Origin of the sequence: Hymenobacter sp. BT491, from assembly GCF_014349165.1 — a bacterium.
GTDB lineage: Bacteria > Bacteroidota > Bacteroidia > Cytophagales > Hymenobacteraceae > Hymenobacter > Hymenobacter jejuensis.
Window position 1 is genome coordinate 485,373 of the sequence record NZ_JACSJJ010000001.1, and the last position, 16,715, is coordinate 502,087.

12 protein-coding genes are annotated in these 16,715 nt (G+C 54.1%); 4 read left to right on the plus strand and 8 right to left on the minus strand.

The features are described from left to right. Positions 1 to 146: 146 nt before the first annotated feature. The 3 genes from H9I52_RS02090 to H9I52_RS02100 form a co-directional block, all read right to left on the minus strand. On the minus strand, positions 147 to 1,631 hold the full coding sequence (locus H9I52_RS02090; RefSeq protein WP_139514269.1) for a RagB/SusD family nutrient uptake outer membrane protein: 1,485 nt from the start codon (positions 1,629 to 1,631) through the stop codon (positions 147 to 149). A 13-nt stretch (positions 1,632 to 1,644) separates the two neighbouring features. Continuing rightward, complete coding sequence (locus H9I52_RS02095) at positions 1,645 to 4,848, minus strand: SusC/RagA family TonB-linked outer membrane protein (RefSeq protein WP_139514268.1); 3,204 nt, start codon at positions 4,846 to 4,848, stop codon at positions 1,645 to 1,647. A gap of 420 nt (positions 4,849 to 5,268) precedes the next feature. Next, positions 5,269 to 5,784 (minus strand): GNAT family N-acetyltransferase, encoded by a 516-nt coding sequence (locus H9I52_RS02100; RefSeq protein WP_187452447.1) that lies wholly within the window; start codon positions 5,782 to 5,784, stop codon positions 5,269 to 5,271. A gap of 138 nt (positions 5,785 to 5,922) precedes the next feature. On the opposite strand from H9I52_RS02100, the gene H9I52_RS02105 reads away from it, so the two are divergent. Then, positions 5,923 to 6,591: a DUF6565 domain-containing protein gene (locus tag H9I52_RS02105; RefSeq protein ID WP_187452448.1), complete on the plus strand. Its 669-nt coding sequence runs from the start codon at positions 5,923 to 5,925 to the stop codon at positions 6,589 to 6,591. 37 nt (positions 6,592 to 6,628) lie between these two features. Here the strand turns inward: H9I52_RS02105 and H9I52_RS02110 are convergent, their stop codons facing one another. After that, positions 6,629 to 7,075, minus strand: coding sequence for a hypothetical protein (locus H9I52_RS02110; RefSeq protein ID WP_187452449.1), 447 nt, complete (start codon positions 7,073 to 7,075; stop codon positions 6,629 to 6,631). A 319-nt stretch (positions 7,076 to 7,394) separates the two neighbouring features. Here H9I52_RS02110 and H9I52_RS02115 point away from each other — a divergent pair, with 319 nt between their 5' ends. Then, a complete protein-coding gene (locus tag H9I52_RS02115) occupies positions 7,395 to 8,018 on the plus strand; it encodes a deoxynucleoside kinase (RefSeq protein WP_139514264.1) in 624 nt (207 codons plus the stop codon). A gap of 108 nt (positions 8,019 to 8,126) precedes the next feature. On the opposite strand, the gene H9I52_RS02120 is transcribed toward H9I52_RS02115, so the two are convergent. From H9I52_RS02120 to H9I52_RS02135, 4 genes are all read right to left on the minus strand, one after another. Continuing rightward, positions 8,127 to 8,792: a DUF2461 domain-containing protein gene (locus tag H9I52_RS02120; protein WP_187452450.1), complete on the minus strand. Its 666-nt coding sequence runs from the start codon at positions 8,790 to 8,792 to the stop codon at positions 8,127 to 8,129. A gap of 117 nt (positions 8,793 to 8,909) precedes the next feature. Further along, positions 8,910 to 9,707 carry a DUF547 domain-containing protein gene (locus tag H9I52_RS02125; RefSeq protein ID WP_187452451.1) on the minus strand — a complete coding sequence of 266 codons (798 nt, stop codon included), beginning with the start codon at positions 9,705 to 9,707 and terminating at the stop codon, positions 8,910 to 8,912. 244 nt (positions 9,708 to 9,951) lie between these two features. Further along, positions 9,952 to 10,767, minus strand: coding sequence for an MOSC domain-containing protein (locus tag H9I52_RS02130; protein ID WP_187452452.1), 816 nt, complete (start codon positions 10,765 to 10,767; stop codon positions 9,952 to 9,954). 162 nt (positions 10,768 to 10,929) lie between these two features. Then, on the minus strand, positions 10,930 to 12,636 hold the full coding sequence (locus H9I52_RS02135) for a T9SS type A sorting domain-containing protein (RefSeq protein WP_187452453.1): 1,707 nt from the start codon (positions 12,634 to 12,636) through the stop codon (positions 10,930 to 10,932). A 694-nt stretch (positions 12,637 to 13,330) separates the two neighbouring features. Between H9I52_RS02135 and H9I52_RS02140 the strand changes: the two genes are divergently transcribed. After that, a complete protein-coding gene (locus H9I52_RS02140; RefSeq protein WP_187452454.1) occupies positions 13,331 to 15,844 on the plus strand; it encodes a PIG-L family deacetylase in 2,514 nt (837 codons plus the stop codon). Beyond that, entirely contained in the window at positions 15,845 to 16,594 is a 750-nt protein-coding gene (locus tag H9I52_RS02145) for a phosphatase PAP2 family protein (RefSeq protein ID WP_187452455.1), read from the plus strand. Positions 16,595 to 16,715: the final 121 nt, after the last annotated feature.

The following is a 16,715-nucleotide window of genomic DNA, read 5'->3' on the forward strand; positions in this document are numbered from 1 at the left end:
TATATTGTCACCCCCAATTTGAAAGGTAACCCCAATATCATGGTGGTCTTTGAGAGTGGTCCTTAGCTCACAAAAATGATAGTCCCACAAAAAAAGGCTACCCTTCGGTCAGGGTAGCCTTTTTTACTTGGTTGGGGCTGCTTAGATCAATTGCGCACTACCAGCGAATTCGTAGCAATTTCGGTAGCCGGGATTGGCCACACATACAACGTATTGGTTGGCGCAATAGCACCTACCGAACCTTTGCCCGGAATGGTAGCATTAAGGCGCATCAAGTCGTTGTTGCGAATGCCTTCGCCTAGGAACTCGATGCGTCTTTCCAGCAGAATGGCATTAACAGCGGCATCCGTAGCAGCAAAAGCAGGGTAGATGCCGGCTGGATTGGAGCGGCCCCGCACGGCATTGAGCAGAGCAAGTGCCTGCGGGTCGGCGGCACCGGCCGTGCGGAAGCGGGCTTCGGCAAGGTTCAATAGTACTTCCGCATACCGAATCACGGGGGCTTTGTCCGTATAGGGCGTGCCTGTGGGGTATTTGTTCAGGAAGAACTCCGTACCCGACTTAGTTACGAGGCTGGTGCGGCGCACGTCGGTAGCCGCAAATCCAGCGTTGGCCAGAATACCGTTGGGGTTCAGGCTATACTCGCCGTTGCCGATGGGGGCCGGTGCGAAATAATAAGCCAACTGGTTCTGCGTACCGGGGGCGTTCTGAGCTGTGAAGGGGAAAGAAAGGATGCTTTCCGTTGTCTCCTGAGGCGCTGCAAAGACGGTTGCAATAGAAGCGTTCAACGCATTCGGTACACCAGTAGCCGCCGCGAAAGGAGCAGCCGTCGGTACGATTTTGTTGGCTTCCTTGATTACGTCGGCATAGCGACCCATCGACAAATAAACTCGCGTTTTCAGTGCGATGGCCGTGTTGCGGTGTGCCCGCGTCACGTTCAGCGGGGCGCTGCCGTTCGTCAGAGGCAGGTTTGTTTCGGCATAGTCCAAATCGGCCAAGATTTGGGTATACACCTCGGCTACCGTACTCCGGGCCAACTCGTTGCCAGTAGCATTGGTTTCGGCCTGCAAGCGTAGGGGCAAACCAGGCTTGCTGCCATTTCCATCGGCGTAAGGACGAGCATAAAACTGCAGCAGCGAGTAGTAGCTCAGGGCGCGCAGCAACCGGGCTTCGGCCTTGTAGTTAACTGCCGTGGTGGTGGCGAAATCTGCTTTGAAGGTAGGCGCAACGTACTTAGCTGCGTTGGCATCCAGCCCCGCCAAGAACACGTTGATCTGGTTGATGGCGCCGTAAGCGGCCGTCCAAAGGTTAATCACGTCATTCTGAGACGTTTCTGTAATCGTATGGTTCCAGACACTTAGCCCCGTAACGGCGTTGGACGTACGGTTAATGAAGTCATCGGCCCGGATGTCGCCGTAGATCTGGTATCGGCCGCCTAGGAAGTTGCCGACTTTGACAAAGCTATATAAGCCATTGACTTGCAACTCGATACGAGCTGGGGTGTCGAATACAACTTGGTCGGAAAAAAGGGTTTTAGGAACCGGATCTAGTAAGTCTTTCTGGCAGGAGAAGGTGCCCAGCGCCAACAGCGTGGTGCATACCGCCACCTTCACTTTTTGCTTTACAATATTCATCAGAATGCTGTTTTTAGAAACCAATGTTTAAACCTACCGTGTACGTTCTGGCCTGTCCAACCGAGTTGCGGTCGACGCCTGCACCGGTATTATTGGAGCCGTTGGTAGAGATTTCCGGGTCGATGCCCGAGTACTTCGTCAGCAGCGCAGCGTTCTGCACCTGACCATAAATCCGGGCGCTGGCTACGCCAAGCTTGCCCAGTACAGTTGGGTTGAGCGAATACCCCAGCGACACCTGACGCAGACGAGCGAAGTCGCCTTTTTCAACGTTCGACGACATCACGAGGGCCGAGCCGTTCGAAACGTTGTCGCCGTACACCACGCGGGGCCAATCTGCTTTTTGACCTTCCGTGGTCCAACGGTTGAGGATATCAACTTCGTTGTTCCAGAAACGCTGGTCGTGCAGGCCCGACTTGGTGCCGTTGTAGATGTAGTTGCCACCCGAAAACTGGATGAAAACACCCAAGTCGAAGCTGTGATAACGGAACGTGTTGTCGAAACCACCGTACCACTTCGGCAAGGTTGGGCCGTAGTACACACCGTCCGTGAGCTGGTTCGGAGCCGTAGCAGCTTTGCCGTCCAAGGTCGTCCAGCCGGTACCCAAGTGGTCGTACTGCACTACGGTGCCGTCCGCTTTTTGCAGCATGCGGCGACCGTTGGCAGGGTTCACACCCAATGAAGGGATCGCCAAGATTTCGCCTACTGAGTGGCCAACTTCGGTGAAGTTTACCGTCTCCAGGCCCGACGTAGCCGTGCCAATGCGCTGACCTGGGGTAGCCAATGCCAACACCCGGTTTTTCAGCGTGGTGAAGTTGCCATTCATCGTCCAGGTGAAGTTCGTTTTCTGAATGGCGTTAAAGCGCAGGTTCAGTTCGATGCCCGTATTACGCATCGATCCAACGTTGCCCAAAATGACGTTGGCGTTGGTGAAGTCGCCGGGAGCGCCGCCGCCAGGAATGCCTTTCGAAGGCGCTTGCGGTACACTCAGGATCAGGCCATCGACGAGGTTGCGGTAGTACGAGAAGTCACCCTGAATCCGATCTTCGAGCAGGCCGAATGCCATACCAACGTCGGTTTTCTTACTGGTTTCCCAAGTCAGGGCTTTGTTGCCGGCGCCGCTGAAATACAGCGAAGCAGCGCCGCCGTACAAGCTGGAAGAATAAGTTTGCAGCGAAGCAAAGTCGTCGATGCCTTGGCTGTTGCCTACTTCACCGTAGCTGCCCGTGAATTTCAGGAAGTTGATGGCGGTTGCGAAGGGCGCGTTTTTCCAGAAGTTTTCTTCCGAAACGATGTAGCCCACCGAAGCGCCGTAGAAGTTACCCCATTTCTTGGCCCAGGCCGAATAGCCATCGCGACGAACGTTGACCGAAGCAAGGTATTTCTTGCCGAAGTCGTAGTTCAAACGGCCGAAGTACGAAAGCAAGTAGTTCTCGCCCTGGAAGTTACCGGCAACCGCGATGTTGGTGAAGTTGCCCTGGAACGTATTAAAGAAAATGTCGGCCACCGACGTGCGGTTGGCGCCCCACCGATCGACAACGGTGCGCTGCTGCTCGTTACCCAGCAACAACGAGATGTTGTGCTTGTCGGCAATGGTACGGTCGTATTGCAACGTGTTCTGCCAGTTCCAACGCTTGTTGGTGCGGTAGTAGTTAAGTGCTTGACCACCAGATGAATAGCCATCGCCAGCAATAGAAGTGTAGAAGGCACGGTCTTCAAACGAAATGTTGTTGATACCGTAGCTCGTGCGGGCATTCAGGCCTTTGATGATTTCCCAGTTGGCATACACGCTGCCCTGGATCTCGTTGCCATCCGACTTGAAGTAGTTGTTCTCCAGATCCACAACGGGGTTGTAGTAGCCAGGGAGCAGGGGTGCGCCAGTCGCCGACGAGGGGTTGGTGTTGGCACCTGGGCCAATGCCCGCGCCGCTGGTGTTGTAGCTGCCGTCGGGGTTGAAAGCGGGTACGTTAGGAGGCAAAACCAAAGGCAGACGGCCCAAGCCAGCTGTTCCGAAGGCGCCATCGGCCACCGAGCCCGAGTTGGGCGAGGAGTTTTGGGTGTTGGAGTAGCCAATGCGTGCGCCAACGGTGAAGTTGTTGTAGACTTTGTGGTCTACGTTTACGCGGGCAGAGGTGCGCTTAAACTCGTTTTTCTCCAACATACCCTTCTGAGTAGTGTAGCCAACTGAAGCGTAAAAGGAAGTTTTCTCGGTGCCGCCCGAGAAGTTGACGGTGTTGGCGTTCGAGAAACCGGTGCGATAGATGTAATCGTACCAGCGCGTATTAACGGGGTTGCCGTTGCCATCCAGCGTTGGCTTGAAGCCTTCCACGTTGGTTGCGGCCTGGCCGAGTGCTGCACGGTTGGCGTTCAGGTTGCGAACGGCTTCGTTCTTGATGCTGATGTATTGCTCGGCATTGAGCATATCATACAAGCGTACGGGCTTGGACCAGCCAGCCCACGAATCGAGGGAAATGTGGCTTTGGCCTTTCTTGCCTTTTTTGGTAGTTACCAGAATAACGCCACCGGCAGCACGCGAGCCATAAATGGCGCTGGCCGAGGCATCCTTCAGCACTTCCATGCTTTCGATGTCGTTGGGGTTCAGGTTACTAAGGGGGTTGTTGGGTACGCTGCCTACTGCGGAGCTGTTGCCGCTGAAAGCCGGGATACCGTCAATAACTATCAGAGGAGCGGAGCTCAGGTTAATCGAGTTCACACCCCGGATGCGAATAACCGGCGGGTTGTTCAATACCCCGTTAGGAGTCGTGATGTTAACGCCCGTTGCCCGACCCTGTAGGGCTTGGTCGAAGCTCTGCACTGGGGCAGTGGCAATTTCCTTACCGCTGATGGAAGCCACCGAACCCGTCAGATCGCGGCGGGCCTGCGTACCATAGCCCACTACTACTACTTCGTTGAGCTGCTTGGTGTCCTCGGCCAACCGTACATTAATCGTGTTATCAGTGCCAAGCGTACGTTCGGCAGCCAGATAGCCTACCGAACTAATTACGATGGTGCCCCCGGCTTCGGGCACGCTGAGCGTGAAGGTGCCGTCGGCATTGGTCGATACACCCTGGTTGGTGCCTTTCAGAATGACGGTGGCTCCTGGCAGACCACTTCCGGAAGTCTGATCCGTTACTTTACCTGAAATACTTCGGTTTTGGGCTACTGCCTGCTGCAACAGGGCGAGCGAAAACAGAAGTACCATGAGTAGTAATTTTCTCATGTGAACTAGTGTTTAAGTGAAAAGATAAAGGATGAGTGAAAATCGAAGCTACAATGAAGCTCTAGAATAGCTATAAAAGCAAGACTCACAGAAAAAATACTTTGCCATTATAAAATTGCAAATAATACTGTGAAATCGTTGATAATATCAAAATATAAAGCCGTTAATTGTATTAAATAAATAAATTAAAAGTACTTAGCTAAATTTTAATTTTGCCTGTAACGGATTTAATTATATTGTGCCCCCTATTTTTATGAACAAGCTTTGGTTTTCTTAAGAACTTTGAATTTTTCTTAGATATTGCTCTGAGTTGGGTGTAAAAATTCGGCCCAACGCTCCTGCAGTATGCTACAGGAGGGTTGGGCCGAACTTATGACTATGGCAAGAAAAGTGGCAGCAAAGCCGCGCGCGGGTTCTGCCCTAAAGATTCTTACGCATTACATAATCGTTCATCCAATAAGGGCCAATCGGGACATCGACCTCGCGGTGACGGTGGAAACCCTGGCGTTCGTAGAAAGCGATGGCGGGATTATAGCGATTTACGTTCAACTCCAATGTATGTCCTCCGGCTTGTTGCACGGCATTCTCCACGGCTTGTACTAAATATTGCCCCAAGCCTTGGCCTTGATGCGAAGGCAATACATAGATCTTGTGCAGCTTAAAAAGCGATTCGGCGGCCGGTTGGGGAGAAAAAGAGGCATAGCCCGTAGGCTGCCCATCGGCGTAGAGCAGCAAAAATGTATGCCCTTCGTCGGTCATCTGGCGCTGTAGCGAGGCCGGCGTATAGATCACCCGGTACATATAGTCGATCTGCTCCTTCGAGATAATGAAGCGATAAGTAGGCTCCCAAGTGGCCTCGGCCAACCGAATAATCGTGGGAATGTCGGCCACAGTGGCGGGCTGGACGGTAATGGAGGCGGTATCGGAAGGTGACATACGCTGCAAAAACGCGATTTTTTAGAGAATAAACGAACCCTGTAGCATTGTGGCCACGTTTTGGGACGGAAATTGCCGAGTTGAAAATACTTTCGGCCCCCGTGGGCCGTTTCTACCCGAACCAAATTCCCTTTCTCTATGAAACGTCTTGTGTTGCCGTTGTTCCTGCTCACAGTTGCCACGGTCGGTGCGCCCAGCGCTGCCTCGGCTCAGCAAACGACCACCAAAACCACTAGCTCCACTTCCTCCACTGCCGTTTCGGTAGAGCGGGATTTGCGCTCATTCAGCGATTGGGTGAACGATAAAGTAGACAAGGCACAAGCGGGCGCGCGTCGTAACTGGCCTAAGCTGATGTCGGATTTTGATCGCCAGAGCCAGCGCCTCGACCGGGCCACCGACAGTCTGTCGGCGCAGGGCAAGCGCGAATACAGCGCCCAAAAATCGCGGTATCAGGAGTGGGCTGCCGAGCAGCAACGCCTTGACTCGCAAGCCCGCCAGCCCGAAACGGCTCAGGATACGCAGAAGCGCTTGCTCAACGAAGACGTGAACATTGCCAGCGCCCGTGCCACTGAGCTGCCAGATCTGTATTTGCGCCTGCTCGAAACCACCCGCGACCAGCGCAGACAGTGGTCGCAGGCCGATTGGAGCGCCGCCAGCGTGGTATTGGAGCGTCTGAACGCCCGCTACGATAAAGTCCGCGACCAACTCACCGTGGAAGACCGCCTGCGGGTGCGCTCGTTGCAGGCAGAATTTCGGACGCTGGAAAAAGCCCGGGCCGCCAAAGACCTGATCAACGAAAGTAAATAGCATCATGTTCACGCATAACTACTTGATTATCAAGTAGTTATGCGTGAACATGATGCTTCTGCAACCACTCCCAGGCGGTATCTATGTTGTAGAAGGTTTCTACAGCCAAGTTGTGACTGGTAAGGCTTTCCAGAAAATCAAAGCTGGTCAGCTGATCGTGGTACTCGGGCGAGAACACGTAAGCAAACGCCCTGAGCCCCTGTTGCATGGCCTGCGGAAGCCACTCAAATTCGATGAAAGGAAACGCATCGGACCAATCGCCGGTGGCCTCGGTTTTGTCGTCGAGCACCAACTGAAAAGGAAACTGCTGTTGCAGCGGAATGGCTGTTTCGGCCACGCGTATTACTTCGTTGCCGGTCAGGTTGCCCTTCCAGAGCACGTGCAGCAGGTAATCGGCGGGGTAATAGCGCAGCACCGCAATCAGCTGGCCGTGCTCGTCGTAGACGTCCGGGAAGGCCGTGTACACACTGGAAAGAGTTGCCATACAAGGGATAGCTTAAAAGGAGAAGCCAAAGCTTAGCTTAATCAGTAGGGCAATAGGTAGTGGCAAAGCGGCGCGGTACTCAGGGCGAAACGACGCTCACAAGCCAACGACAACCCAACTAAAATACAGGCGGTAACTCTTTCGTGCGCAGGCGGCGCAGAGCCGCCTCGCTAAAAAGTATGCCAGCCTCGAGTAGGTGCCAATGGCTTGCGGCGAAAAGGCAATGTAGCAAATAGGTAGGATTTTAAAAGGGGCGGGGTTCACGGGGTTTCTGCTACTTTTGCAGGCTCTTTTCTGCTTCGCAATCTGCTACCTGCTCATGCACATCGCTATCGTCGGCAACATCGGGGCCGGCAAAACCACGCTGGCCAACAAATTGGCGCATCATTTCAACTGGGAAGTGTTTCTGGAAGACGTTGACGACAATCCTTACCTGAAGGATTTCTACGACGACATGCCCCGCTGGGCGTTTCACTTGCAGGTGTACTTTCTCAACAGCCGCTTCCGCCAAACCCAGCACATCAAGCAGATTCAGCAGCAGCGCAAAGGCGTAATTCAGGATCGCACGATCTATGAAGACGCGCACATCTTCGCCGCCAACCTGCACCAGTCGGGCCTGATGACGCCGCGCGATTTTGAAAATTATCTGGGCCTGTTCAACTCCATGATCAGCATGGTGGAGCCGCCGGATTTGCTGCTTTACCTCAAAGCCGACTTGCCCAAGCTCATTCAGCAGATTGAGAAGCGCAACCGCGACTACGAGAACAACATCAAAATCGAATACCTCAAGAACCTCAACGAGCACTACGACCACTGGATCAGCAACTACAAATCCGGGAAGCTGTTGGTAATCGACGTCAACAACCTTGATTATCTGCACAACCCCGAAGACTTGGGCTTTATAATCGAGCGCATCAACGGAACGTTGTTTGGCCTGTTCTAGGCTGCTGCCTCATGATGAAGCGCGAAAGGCCTGTTTCACAAGTAATTGACTATCAATTACTTGTGAAACAGGCCTTTTCTATGTAAGCGGCTCAAACCAAACGTGTGGTTACTCTTCGGCCAAGGCTTGGTTTAAGAACTGCACCAGCGGTTGGCCCGCGCGCAGGTCAGCCACCACGGTTTTAACAAAATCGGGGCGCAGCACGTCGGCGTCGGAGAAGCTTTTGAACACCGTAAAATCCTTGAGCTTCAGCCATTCGAGGTCGGGGTCGTTTTTGTCGTAGCCTTTTGGTGGCCGCTGCAAGCGCTCGCCCTCCAGGCCGGCCGGGAAGTGCCGCAGCAAATCGGCATCCTGACGCATTTGATGAAACGCATCGGAGTTGTAGTGAATTTCCTGGCGAATACGCGCCAGCCCTGCCGATTCGGGGTGCCATTTGCCCACCCCGATCCAGGAGTCGCCGGGCTCGATGGCCAGGAAGTAGCCGGCCCACGGCGCGTGCCGTCCGCCGCGCGTCATGCCCGCCCCCATGTGCCGTTTATAGGGCTCATCGCTCTGCTGAAAGCGGTCGTTTTTGTTGATGCGGTACATCGTGTCGTTGGCCGTGAGGCTGCGTAACTCGGGCTCAAAATCCTGCACGCCCTGCAACACGCCCTCGACCAGCTCCCGAAATACGGCACGGGCGCGGTGGTACTCGGCCCGGTTAGCGTCCATCCAGGACTTGTGATTATTAGCGGCTAATTCGCGCAAAAAATCAAGCAAAAAGGCAAGCGTCATACACCGACGAGTTGAAGAAAGGAAAGTCGAAACACCAAGGGCACTGCGCCAAACAAAAGCGCCGCTTCAGTGCTAACTGAAGCGGCGCCAGAGAGGTTGCGTCGTTGTGGAAACTGCCTAGCGCATGGCCTGCGTCAGCATCGCGGGCTGTTGCGCGTTGAGCGACCAATCGAAGGGTAAAAAATCTACTTGGGCCGTGGGCTCGATGCGGATGGGCGCGTAGCGGTTGAGAAAGGCAATCAGGGATTCGCCTTCGCCAAACTCGGCGGCATACCAGTTAAACAGGCTCGACACCTGAATACGCTCGTGGGCTAGTTGGTTGCGAGAGTGATCGGCGAGGAAATAGCGCACCTGATCGTCCAATTGCTTTTCCAGGCCAGTGGCAGTGTAAGCTTCGTTCAGGAGGGTGGGGCTGGCCGCCGCCGCGCACACCAGCGCAAAATGAACGCGCGGATCGCGGAAATGCTGGCCTAGAATCTGCCGCTCAATCTCGTTCAGCGAATACCATTTTTTGCCCACTCGCACTTCCTTGGTATCCCAGGGTGAGCGGTAGCCTTTCAAGGTCTTGATGCGGATCTCATTCATCCGGTCCACCTCGTAATACTGCACGATCAGGTTGATGGTAGCGGCGTTGTAAATGTTTATCCAGTAGGCTTTTACCTCAGCAGCGGGCCACGTGGTTTCGTCGGGTGCATTTTGGGCCAGCGTATGCAGGTAGGCTTGCAGCTGGCCTTCGTCGTCAATAAAACCCTGATAATCAACCTTTCCGTCGCGCGAAACGTGTTTGGTCAGCAGTTCATCCCATGCTTGGTGCAGCGCTTGGTGCGTGGTGGCTTCACTGGCTTTTCCCAAGCCCGGAATTAACAGGCAAACCAAGAGCAGAAGAACCAAGCGGAAACACTTGCGCGTGTGCATAGGGGCGGTGGGCTGATTTTCACCAAAACTGATTTCTAGCCGCTGCTTTCAGATCCTGAAACTCGGCTGGTGGAAATAGTAGTTTTGTGAGAAAAGGCGGTTAGAGTTTGACTATTAACTAAGAATGATCAAATCTACATGAGATTATTTATATATTCAAAAATATTATAAAATTTTTCTTGTCGAATAGGACTATATGCTGTTCTGATGCAACAGAGGGCTATTTGCTCTTGGAATAGTATAGTTATTTGAAGCTGTCAATCTGTACGGAGGTACCAACACGCAGCGTTCCATAGCCGGGCCCGGTTACATTTTGGCCAAATATCACTTTGTTGCCCGTTGTACGATAGGTAGCCAGCGTACGCAACGGCTCGGGAGTTTTGGTGGCCGTTTGCTGATTAATGGTCGTTACGACGCACCGCCCGCAACCCCGAACCGCCCGAAATGGCAAGCCCTCAATCGTAAAGCGATCCCAATCGTCTTCTTCGAAAGCCGTGCCTCCCGTAAACACAAGATTAGGTCGGAAACGATTCATCGGTACGGTTTCGGACAGCCGGCTATTGAGTTCGTCGAGCGATGCCTGCCCGATCAGCAAAAACGGATACCCATCGGCAAAGCTCACCAGTTGCCCTTCCGGATTGAACTCGGGTTCTACGTCGCGCCGCACCATATCCGACATGTACACCAGCTTGCAGGGCCGGCCGAGTGCTTCGCTCAGCCACTCGTCGGCGGCTGGGGTGCCGCGCCACGCAAATACCATATCGTCCCAGATGGTTACGAACAGGGTGCGCTCGGGTGTGGCCTCAAAAGGCACGTACAGCGGGAGCAGCTCAGGCCGGGTGCGGTGAGTAAGCAGAAAGCCGTTGTAAGCCGGTGAGACGTGCAAGAGAGCCATTTCGGCGGTCTGCCGCTGGGTCATGAACTGGTTGCGCTCGTCCACGATCAGCCAGCGCCGGTCGTGGCGCAGGCCACGGGCTTCGACAGTGGCTTCGGTCACGCGAATGCCGCCGAGCGATTTGACGGGATAGAGATAAAGGTCGGAGAGAAGGAGAGAGGACATAAGGGCAAAGGTACGACGGGAGCCGGATGGACACGGCCCACGCGAGCGCTACGTCAGTTAATTGGTGCAGCTCAGTAAGCCGCTTTAAGCAAAACGCATCTGCTCCCGAGCGGGGGCAGATGCGTTTGGAAAGGCAGGTTTCGCACGAGGCGAATGAAAAGCCTATTGTTTTACGAAGCGGGCTTTTTGCAGGCGCGAGCCAGCGCCTGCGGCCTGAACTACATAAATACCTGCTGGCAACCCAGCTACCGATAGTTCGGTAGTGCTACCCGAAACGGCTTGGTGCAACACCCGCTGGCCTAGCAGGTTATACACATCGACCGTACTAACGCTGTTGGATAAATAATTGATATTCAAGGTATTGACAGCAGGTATTGGGCTCATGCTCAGGGCATTGCTGCTGGCAAAAGCATCCGGCTGCACCGCTACTATGGGGGAGTAGGCACTGGTACCGTCGGTGTTTTTCTGATGCAGGCGGTAGTAAAGCGAAGCGCCCTGCGGAGCCGTGCGATCGAGGTAAGAGTAGGCAGTGGTTTTGGTGCTATTGCCTTGTCCTTTTACAAAACCTAAGGTCAGCCAGCTGCCCGAAGCCGTCTGACGCTCAACGTCAAAGCCTTCGTTCTGCTTCTCGGAAGCCGTAGTCCATTGCAGCTGAACGCCGGCCGCGCTGGCTTGGCCCGTAAACTGCGCCAGCTCGACGGGCAGGGGATTGCGCTGATCGGAAAGCGTCCAGAAACCGTTGAGGCTGACATTATCGAAGTTGACGAGGTTGGCGCCAGCGTTGGAATCTCTGGAGTCACGTCCAATCAAGGTCCACGGCCCGTCCAGTGCTGGCGCTTTGAATAATGCTAACTGCCCTTCGGGCGCGCTGTTCTCGCTATCCCGATAGAAGAAGGTAAGGCTAGCGCTAACGTTTTCAAGATTGGTAGGGCGAATCTCGAACACACGGGCAATGCCTTGGTGGCCGTTTCCGCTGGCTCTTATCCCGGTAAGCCGCCTGACCGTTGTGTTGCCTGGGACGGCAATTGAAGTTATCTGTAGTTGTAATCCCATGCCCCGATCTGTCGTGGTGCCTGCTCCTCCAAAACCAAAGGCACCTTGGCTGGTAATTGGCCGGTTCTGCATCTGAACGGTACCCAGAACGTAGCCTGTGCCCAGCTCACTGAAAGTAGCAGTGGGGTCTAAGTTTATGGAATACTTGTTGACGTTGGCGGGTACATCAGTGGTTGACAGGGTCAAGTTCGAGACGGAAAAAGCATGTCGAACGGTAATGTTGCCGGCTAAGTTTTTAGCTGCACCGGTCAGAACAACATCATAATACGTCCCCAACGCAAGGGTATTTGTAGCATCACCCAATGGAGACGTATAACTCATTTGCTGAAAAGGCCTAACGACTTGCGGGCTTACAGGGTCCGTATTGTTGACGCTATAGTAGTACGTGTAGTTGGGCCCGGCAACGTTGGCTGCTGGTACGGAGTTGGTACGCACGCCGCCAGTAGTCACATAGCCTTGCCAGCCGAACGCTGCCGGTAACACGGGAGTTGGAGTAGTGCCATAGAAACGCGCCCACGGAATGCGTACTTCACGCGTGTTATTGATCGTTGCCATGGTTATGGTGCCGCCTGGTGCGCTGGTACCGGTGACGGGACCCCAAGTTTGCGTGCCTCCATTGCTCACAGCAAGTCGCATTTCGGGAGTGGTGCCGATTGATACTTCCGCATCCGCCTTGAAGGGCAGATAAATGGCTAAGCCCGAAGTAGCAGGTACCCCGGTATTGCCGTCAGGGTCGGTATCAAAGTATATGGAGATAGGGTCAGTGGCGTTGGGACCTGCAACTGCCACATACAAATAGGTATTATCCCACGTCATGTACCAAGTGCTACCGCCGCTGGTAACCCAGTTTCCATTCTCGGCCCCATATTCACAAGGAGTTGCACTACCATCCGCCTGAATAGGGCACTGTTGAGCCCGGACGTAGGAAGTGCTTGCTAATAAGAGTGCTCCTAATCCAAAAAGTACTTTGGTAAGATGGTATAAATATGTCATAATCTAGAAATTTATTGATTATACGAAGATAATAAAGGATATGGTGATTTATATAATTTTTTGTGCGGATAGTGAAGATAGCAGTTCCTTAATATTGCAAAAAGGCATAGACTAAAAAGCGTGTTTTAATGTATTTGATTTAAATACAGATAGTTAATATAAGGTATAAAGATAATTATGCGGGGCTATTATCTCTCCTTTGCGACAAAGCAGATTATTGTACAACTCCACCGTAAGTTATGCTTGAGATAAGCACTTGTCAGTGAATAACTTATACCAACCAATGGTAAGGTGTTAGACAACACTCAACTCTAGGCGCACCGACTATGCAACTGAAAAATTTAGTCTCAAGGGGCCAACTGATATCAGGCTCAATGGCTGGTTTTGAGCTAAGACGTGATGCTGATTGGCTTAAAACTCATCCAACGAACCGTTTGGGCGCCATCTCTGATGATAAGGCTGCGGCATAGCGCATTCTGTTTCTACCTTTACCTTCTTCGCCTCAATACACCTTCTGATGCGCCTAAACTTCTTTCGGGCTGCGCTGCTGGCCTTGCTGTTGCCAATCAACGTCCTTGCTCAAACGCCCAAATCCTACTCGGCTGCCGATATTGCGCTGGGGCTCCGTAAGTTAAATGTCTTAGGGTCAGTGCTTTATGTAGCAGCGCATCCCGACGACGAAAACACGCGCCTTATCGCCTACATGGCCAATGGGAAGCTGCTTGAAACCGGTTACTTGAGCTGCACCCGCGGCGACGGTGGCCAGAATCTCATTGGCCCAGAGCTGCGCGAGCAGCTCGGCGTCATCCGGACGCAGGAGTTGCTGGCCGCGCGCCGCATCGACGGTGGGCGTCAGTTTTTTACCCGCGCCAACGACTTCGGTTTCTCCAAAACGGCCGAAGAAACCTTTACCATCTGGGACAAAGAACAGGTGCTTTCCGATATGGTGTGGGTGATTCGGCAACGGCGTCCCGATGTGCTCATCACCCGTTTTCCGCCCGACAGCCGTGCTGGCCACGGCCACCACACGGCGTCGGCCATGCTGGCTATTGAGGCTTTCGACGCGGCCGGCGACCCCAAGCGTTTCCCGGAGCAACTAAAATACGTGCAAGCTTGGCAGCCCAAGCGCCTGCTCTGGAACACGGGCAGCTTCTTTGTTAAGCCCGGCGATGACATGAGCGGCTACCTTAGCCTCGATGCCGGGGCCTACAATGCCCTGCTCGGCCAGAGCTACGGCGAAATCGCGGCCCGCAGCCGCTCGCAGCACAAAAGCCAAGGCTTCGGGGCCGCCGCCACGCGTGGTGAAGCACTGGAATATTTCCAACCGCTAAAAGGAGAAAAGGCCGCGAAAGACCCGTTCGAAGGCGTAGATATGAGTTGGAACCGCGTAAAAGGCGGCGCGGCCGTGGGCAAGCTCATCGATGAGGTAATCAAGAAGTACGACCCCGCCAATCCGGCGGCGAGCGTAACGGGGTTGTTGAAGGTGCAAAAAGCTCTCGATAGCCTGACGCCGAAAAGCCTATCCGAGGATGAGTTTTGGATACAGCAGAAAAAAGAGCAAGTCAAGACGCTGCTTCGTGCTTCACTGGGGCTTTACCTGGAGGCAACGGCCAATTCTTCTACAGTAGTAGCTGGCGATAAGGTGCCCATTTCAATCGAGATAACGCCTCGCTTTCAAGCTTCTAAAGAAAACCCTGCTGTTGAGTTGCTGCGCATCGCATACGCGGGAAAGGATTCAGCTGTAAAAGACATGAGGCTAACCAGCGGCCGACAGCTTTTGCTTCGTAAGCAGCTAGTGTTACCTAGTGCTGCTGTACTGGCTTCCCAACCTTACTGGCTACGTACCCAAGGTACTGTGGGGATGTATAGCGTAGAAGATCAATTGGGACGGGGCAAACCAGAAAATGATCCGGCATCGGAAGTAAAGCTAATCTTCGGGATTGATGGTCAAGTAGTTGAGTATACCGTTCCCGTCCAATACAAAAACACCGACCCCGTAGAAGGCGAAAAATACCGCCCGCTTACCGTCGTTCCGCCTATAGCCGTGAATATCGGCGGCCGGGCCTACGTCTTTGCCGACAACCAACCCAAGACTGTGCCCGTGACGTTGCGCGCCGGCAAGGCTGGGGTGAAAGGCACGCTGGCGCTTACGCTGCCTACAGGCTGGAAAGCCGAGCCGGCCAGCTTTAGCTTCGACCTGGCCTCCAAAGATGCGGAGCAAACCGTGCAGTTTCGGGTGCAGCCCGGCGCGGGCGCAGCCGAAGGCAAAACCGAGCTGCGCGCCGTGGCTACCGTCGAAGGCCAGGCGTACTCGCGTGGTTATCAGGCGATTCAGTATAATCACATTCCAACGCAAACGCTTTTCCCCGAGGCTGTGGCGCCGCTCGTGAAGCTGGATCTCAAGCGCAAAGGCCAGGAAATAGGTTATCTCATGGGCGCCGGCGACGAGGTGCCCGATGCCCTGCGCCAGATCGGCTATAACGTAACGCTGCTCAAAGAGTCGGACCTCACCGCCGACAACCTGCGTCGCTTCGACGCCGTGCTCCTGGGTATTCGGGCCTACAATACCCTGGATCGGTTGCGCTTTCTGCAGCCCGTGTTGCTGGAATACGTGCAGCAGGGCGGTAATCTCATCGTACAGTACACCGTCAACTCGCGGGTGGTGCTGCCCGAAATCGGGCCGTATCCGCTCAAGCTCTCTTACGATCGTGTTACGGTTGAAAATGCTGAGGTACGGTTCCTACAACCCAAAAACCCTTTGCTGAATACGCCCAACAAAATCACCAGCCGCGACTTTCAGGGCTGGGTGCAGGAGCAGGGCCTGTATTACCCCAACTCCTGGGACGCGCACTACCAAACCGTCATCAGCAGCAACGACCCCGGCGAAAAGCCCAAGGATAGCGCCATTTTGGTAACTGATTATGGCAAAGGTCATTACATGTACACAGGCTTGGCATTCTTCCGCGAATTGCCGGCTGGCGTGCCCGGTGCCTACCGCCTCCTGACCAACATGATTTCACTGGGCAAGTAAATGGCAGCGGACCCTCAGCCAGCGCCGCGGCGCGAATTGCTGTACTTTATTGCAGCTACCGGTGTGCTGGGCTTGGTCGCACTGCTGGTGCTGGACAGGCCGCTGGCAGTCTGGCTGCATCAGCACGAGGGACTGCGACCGTTCTTTTCAACGCTCACCACGGGCGTTGATACGGTGTTTGAGGCGCTGTTTTATTTTGGCAACCTCGGAAACCTGCCCGCGGGGTATGTCATTCTGTTCTTGGTATTTCTGTTGGGGCGATTTTGGCTGCATTCGCCCAATGCCGGGGTGTTTTTGCTGGTTTTGCTGACGCGGGTGAACAGCGAAGTAGCCGTCAACTTGCTGAAAATCTATTTCCGGCGCCCGCGCCCCAATGTATTTCTGCTGCACGGCATGACCGGTACCGGCTTCTGGCAGAGCGCGGGCTTTTGGCAGACTGCTACGCTCGATTTCTCATTTCCTTCAAGCCACGCAGCTATATACCTCAGCATGTTTTTACCTGTGGCGTGGTTCTACCCGAAATATCGCTGGCCCTTGTTGGTGCTGCCGTTGCTCATAGGAGCCGGGCGAATGGTGCTGGAACTGCATTTTCTGAGTGATGTGCTGTTTGCGTGGTTTATAGTAGGCATCATTATGCTGCTTTTCAGCCGCTTGCCGTTCATTACGCCCCGACCACCGTTTCAGCTACGTCGGCTGCGCTCCGCAACTTCGGGTTTGCGCGGCTCTTCGGATAGCGGAAAGGAGAATTAGCTCTACTTTTCAGGTATGAAGCACAAGTTGCCCACCAAAGAGCATGCAGGACCAGAGAAGCCGCCGTTGTTTAGCTCGTGGCGCGGCTGGTATGCGTTGGTGCTGGGGGCCTTGGCAGCAG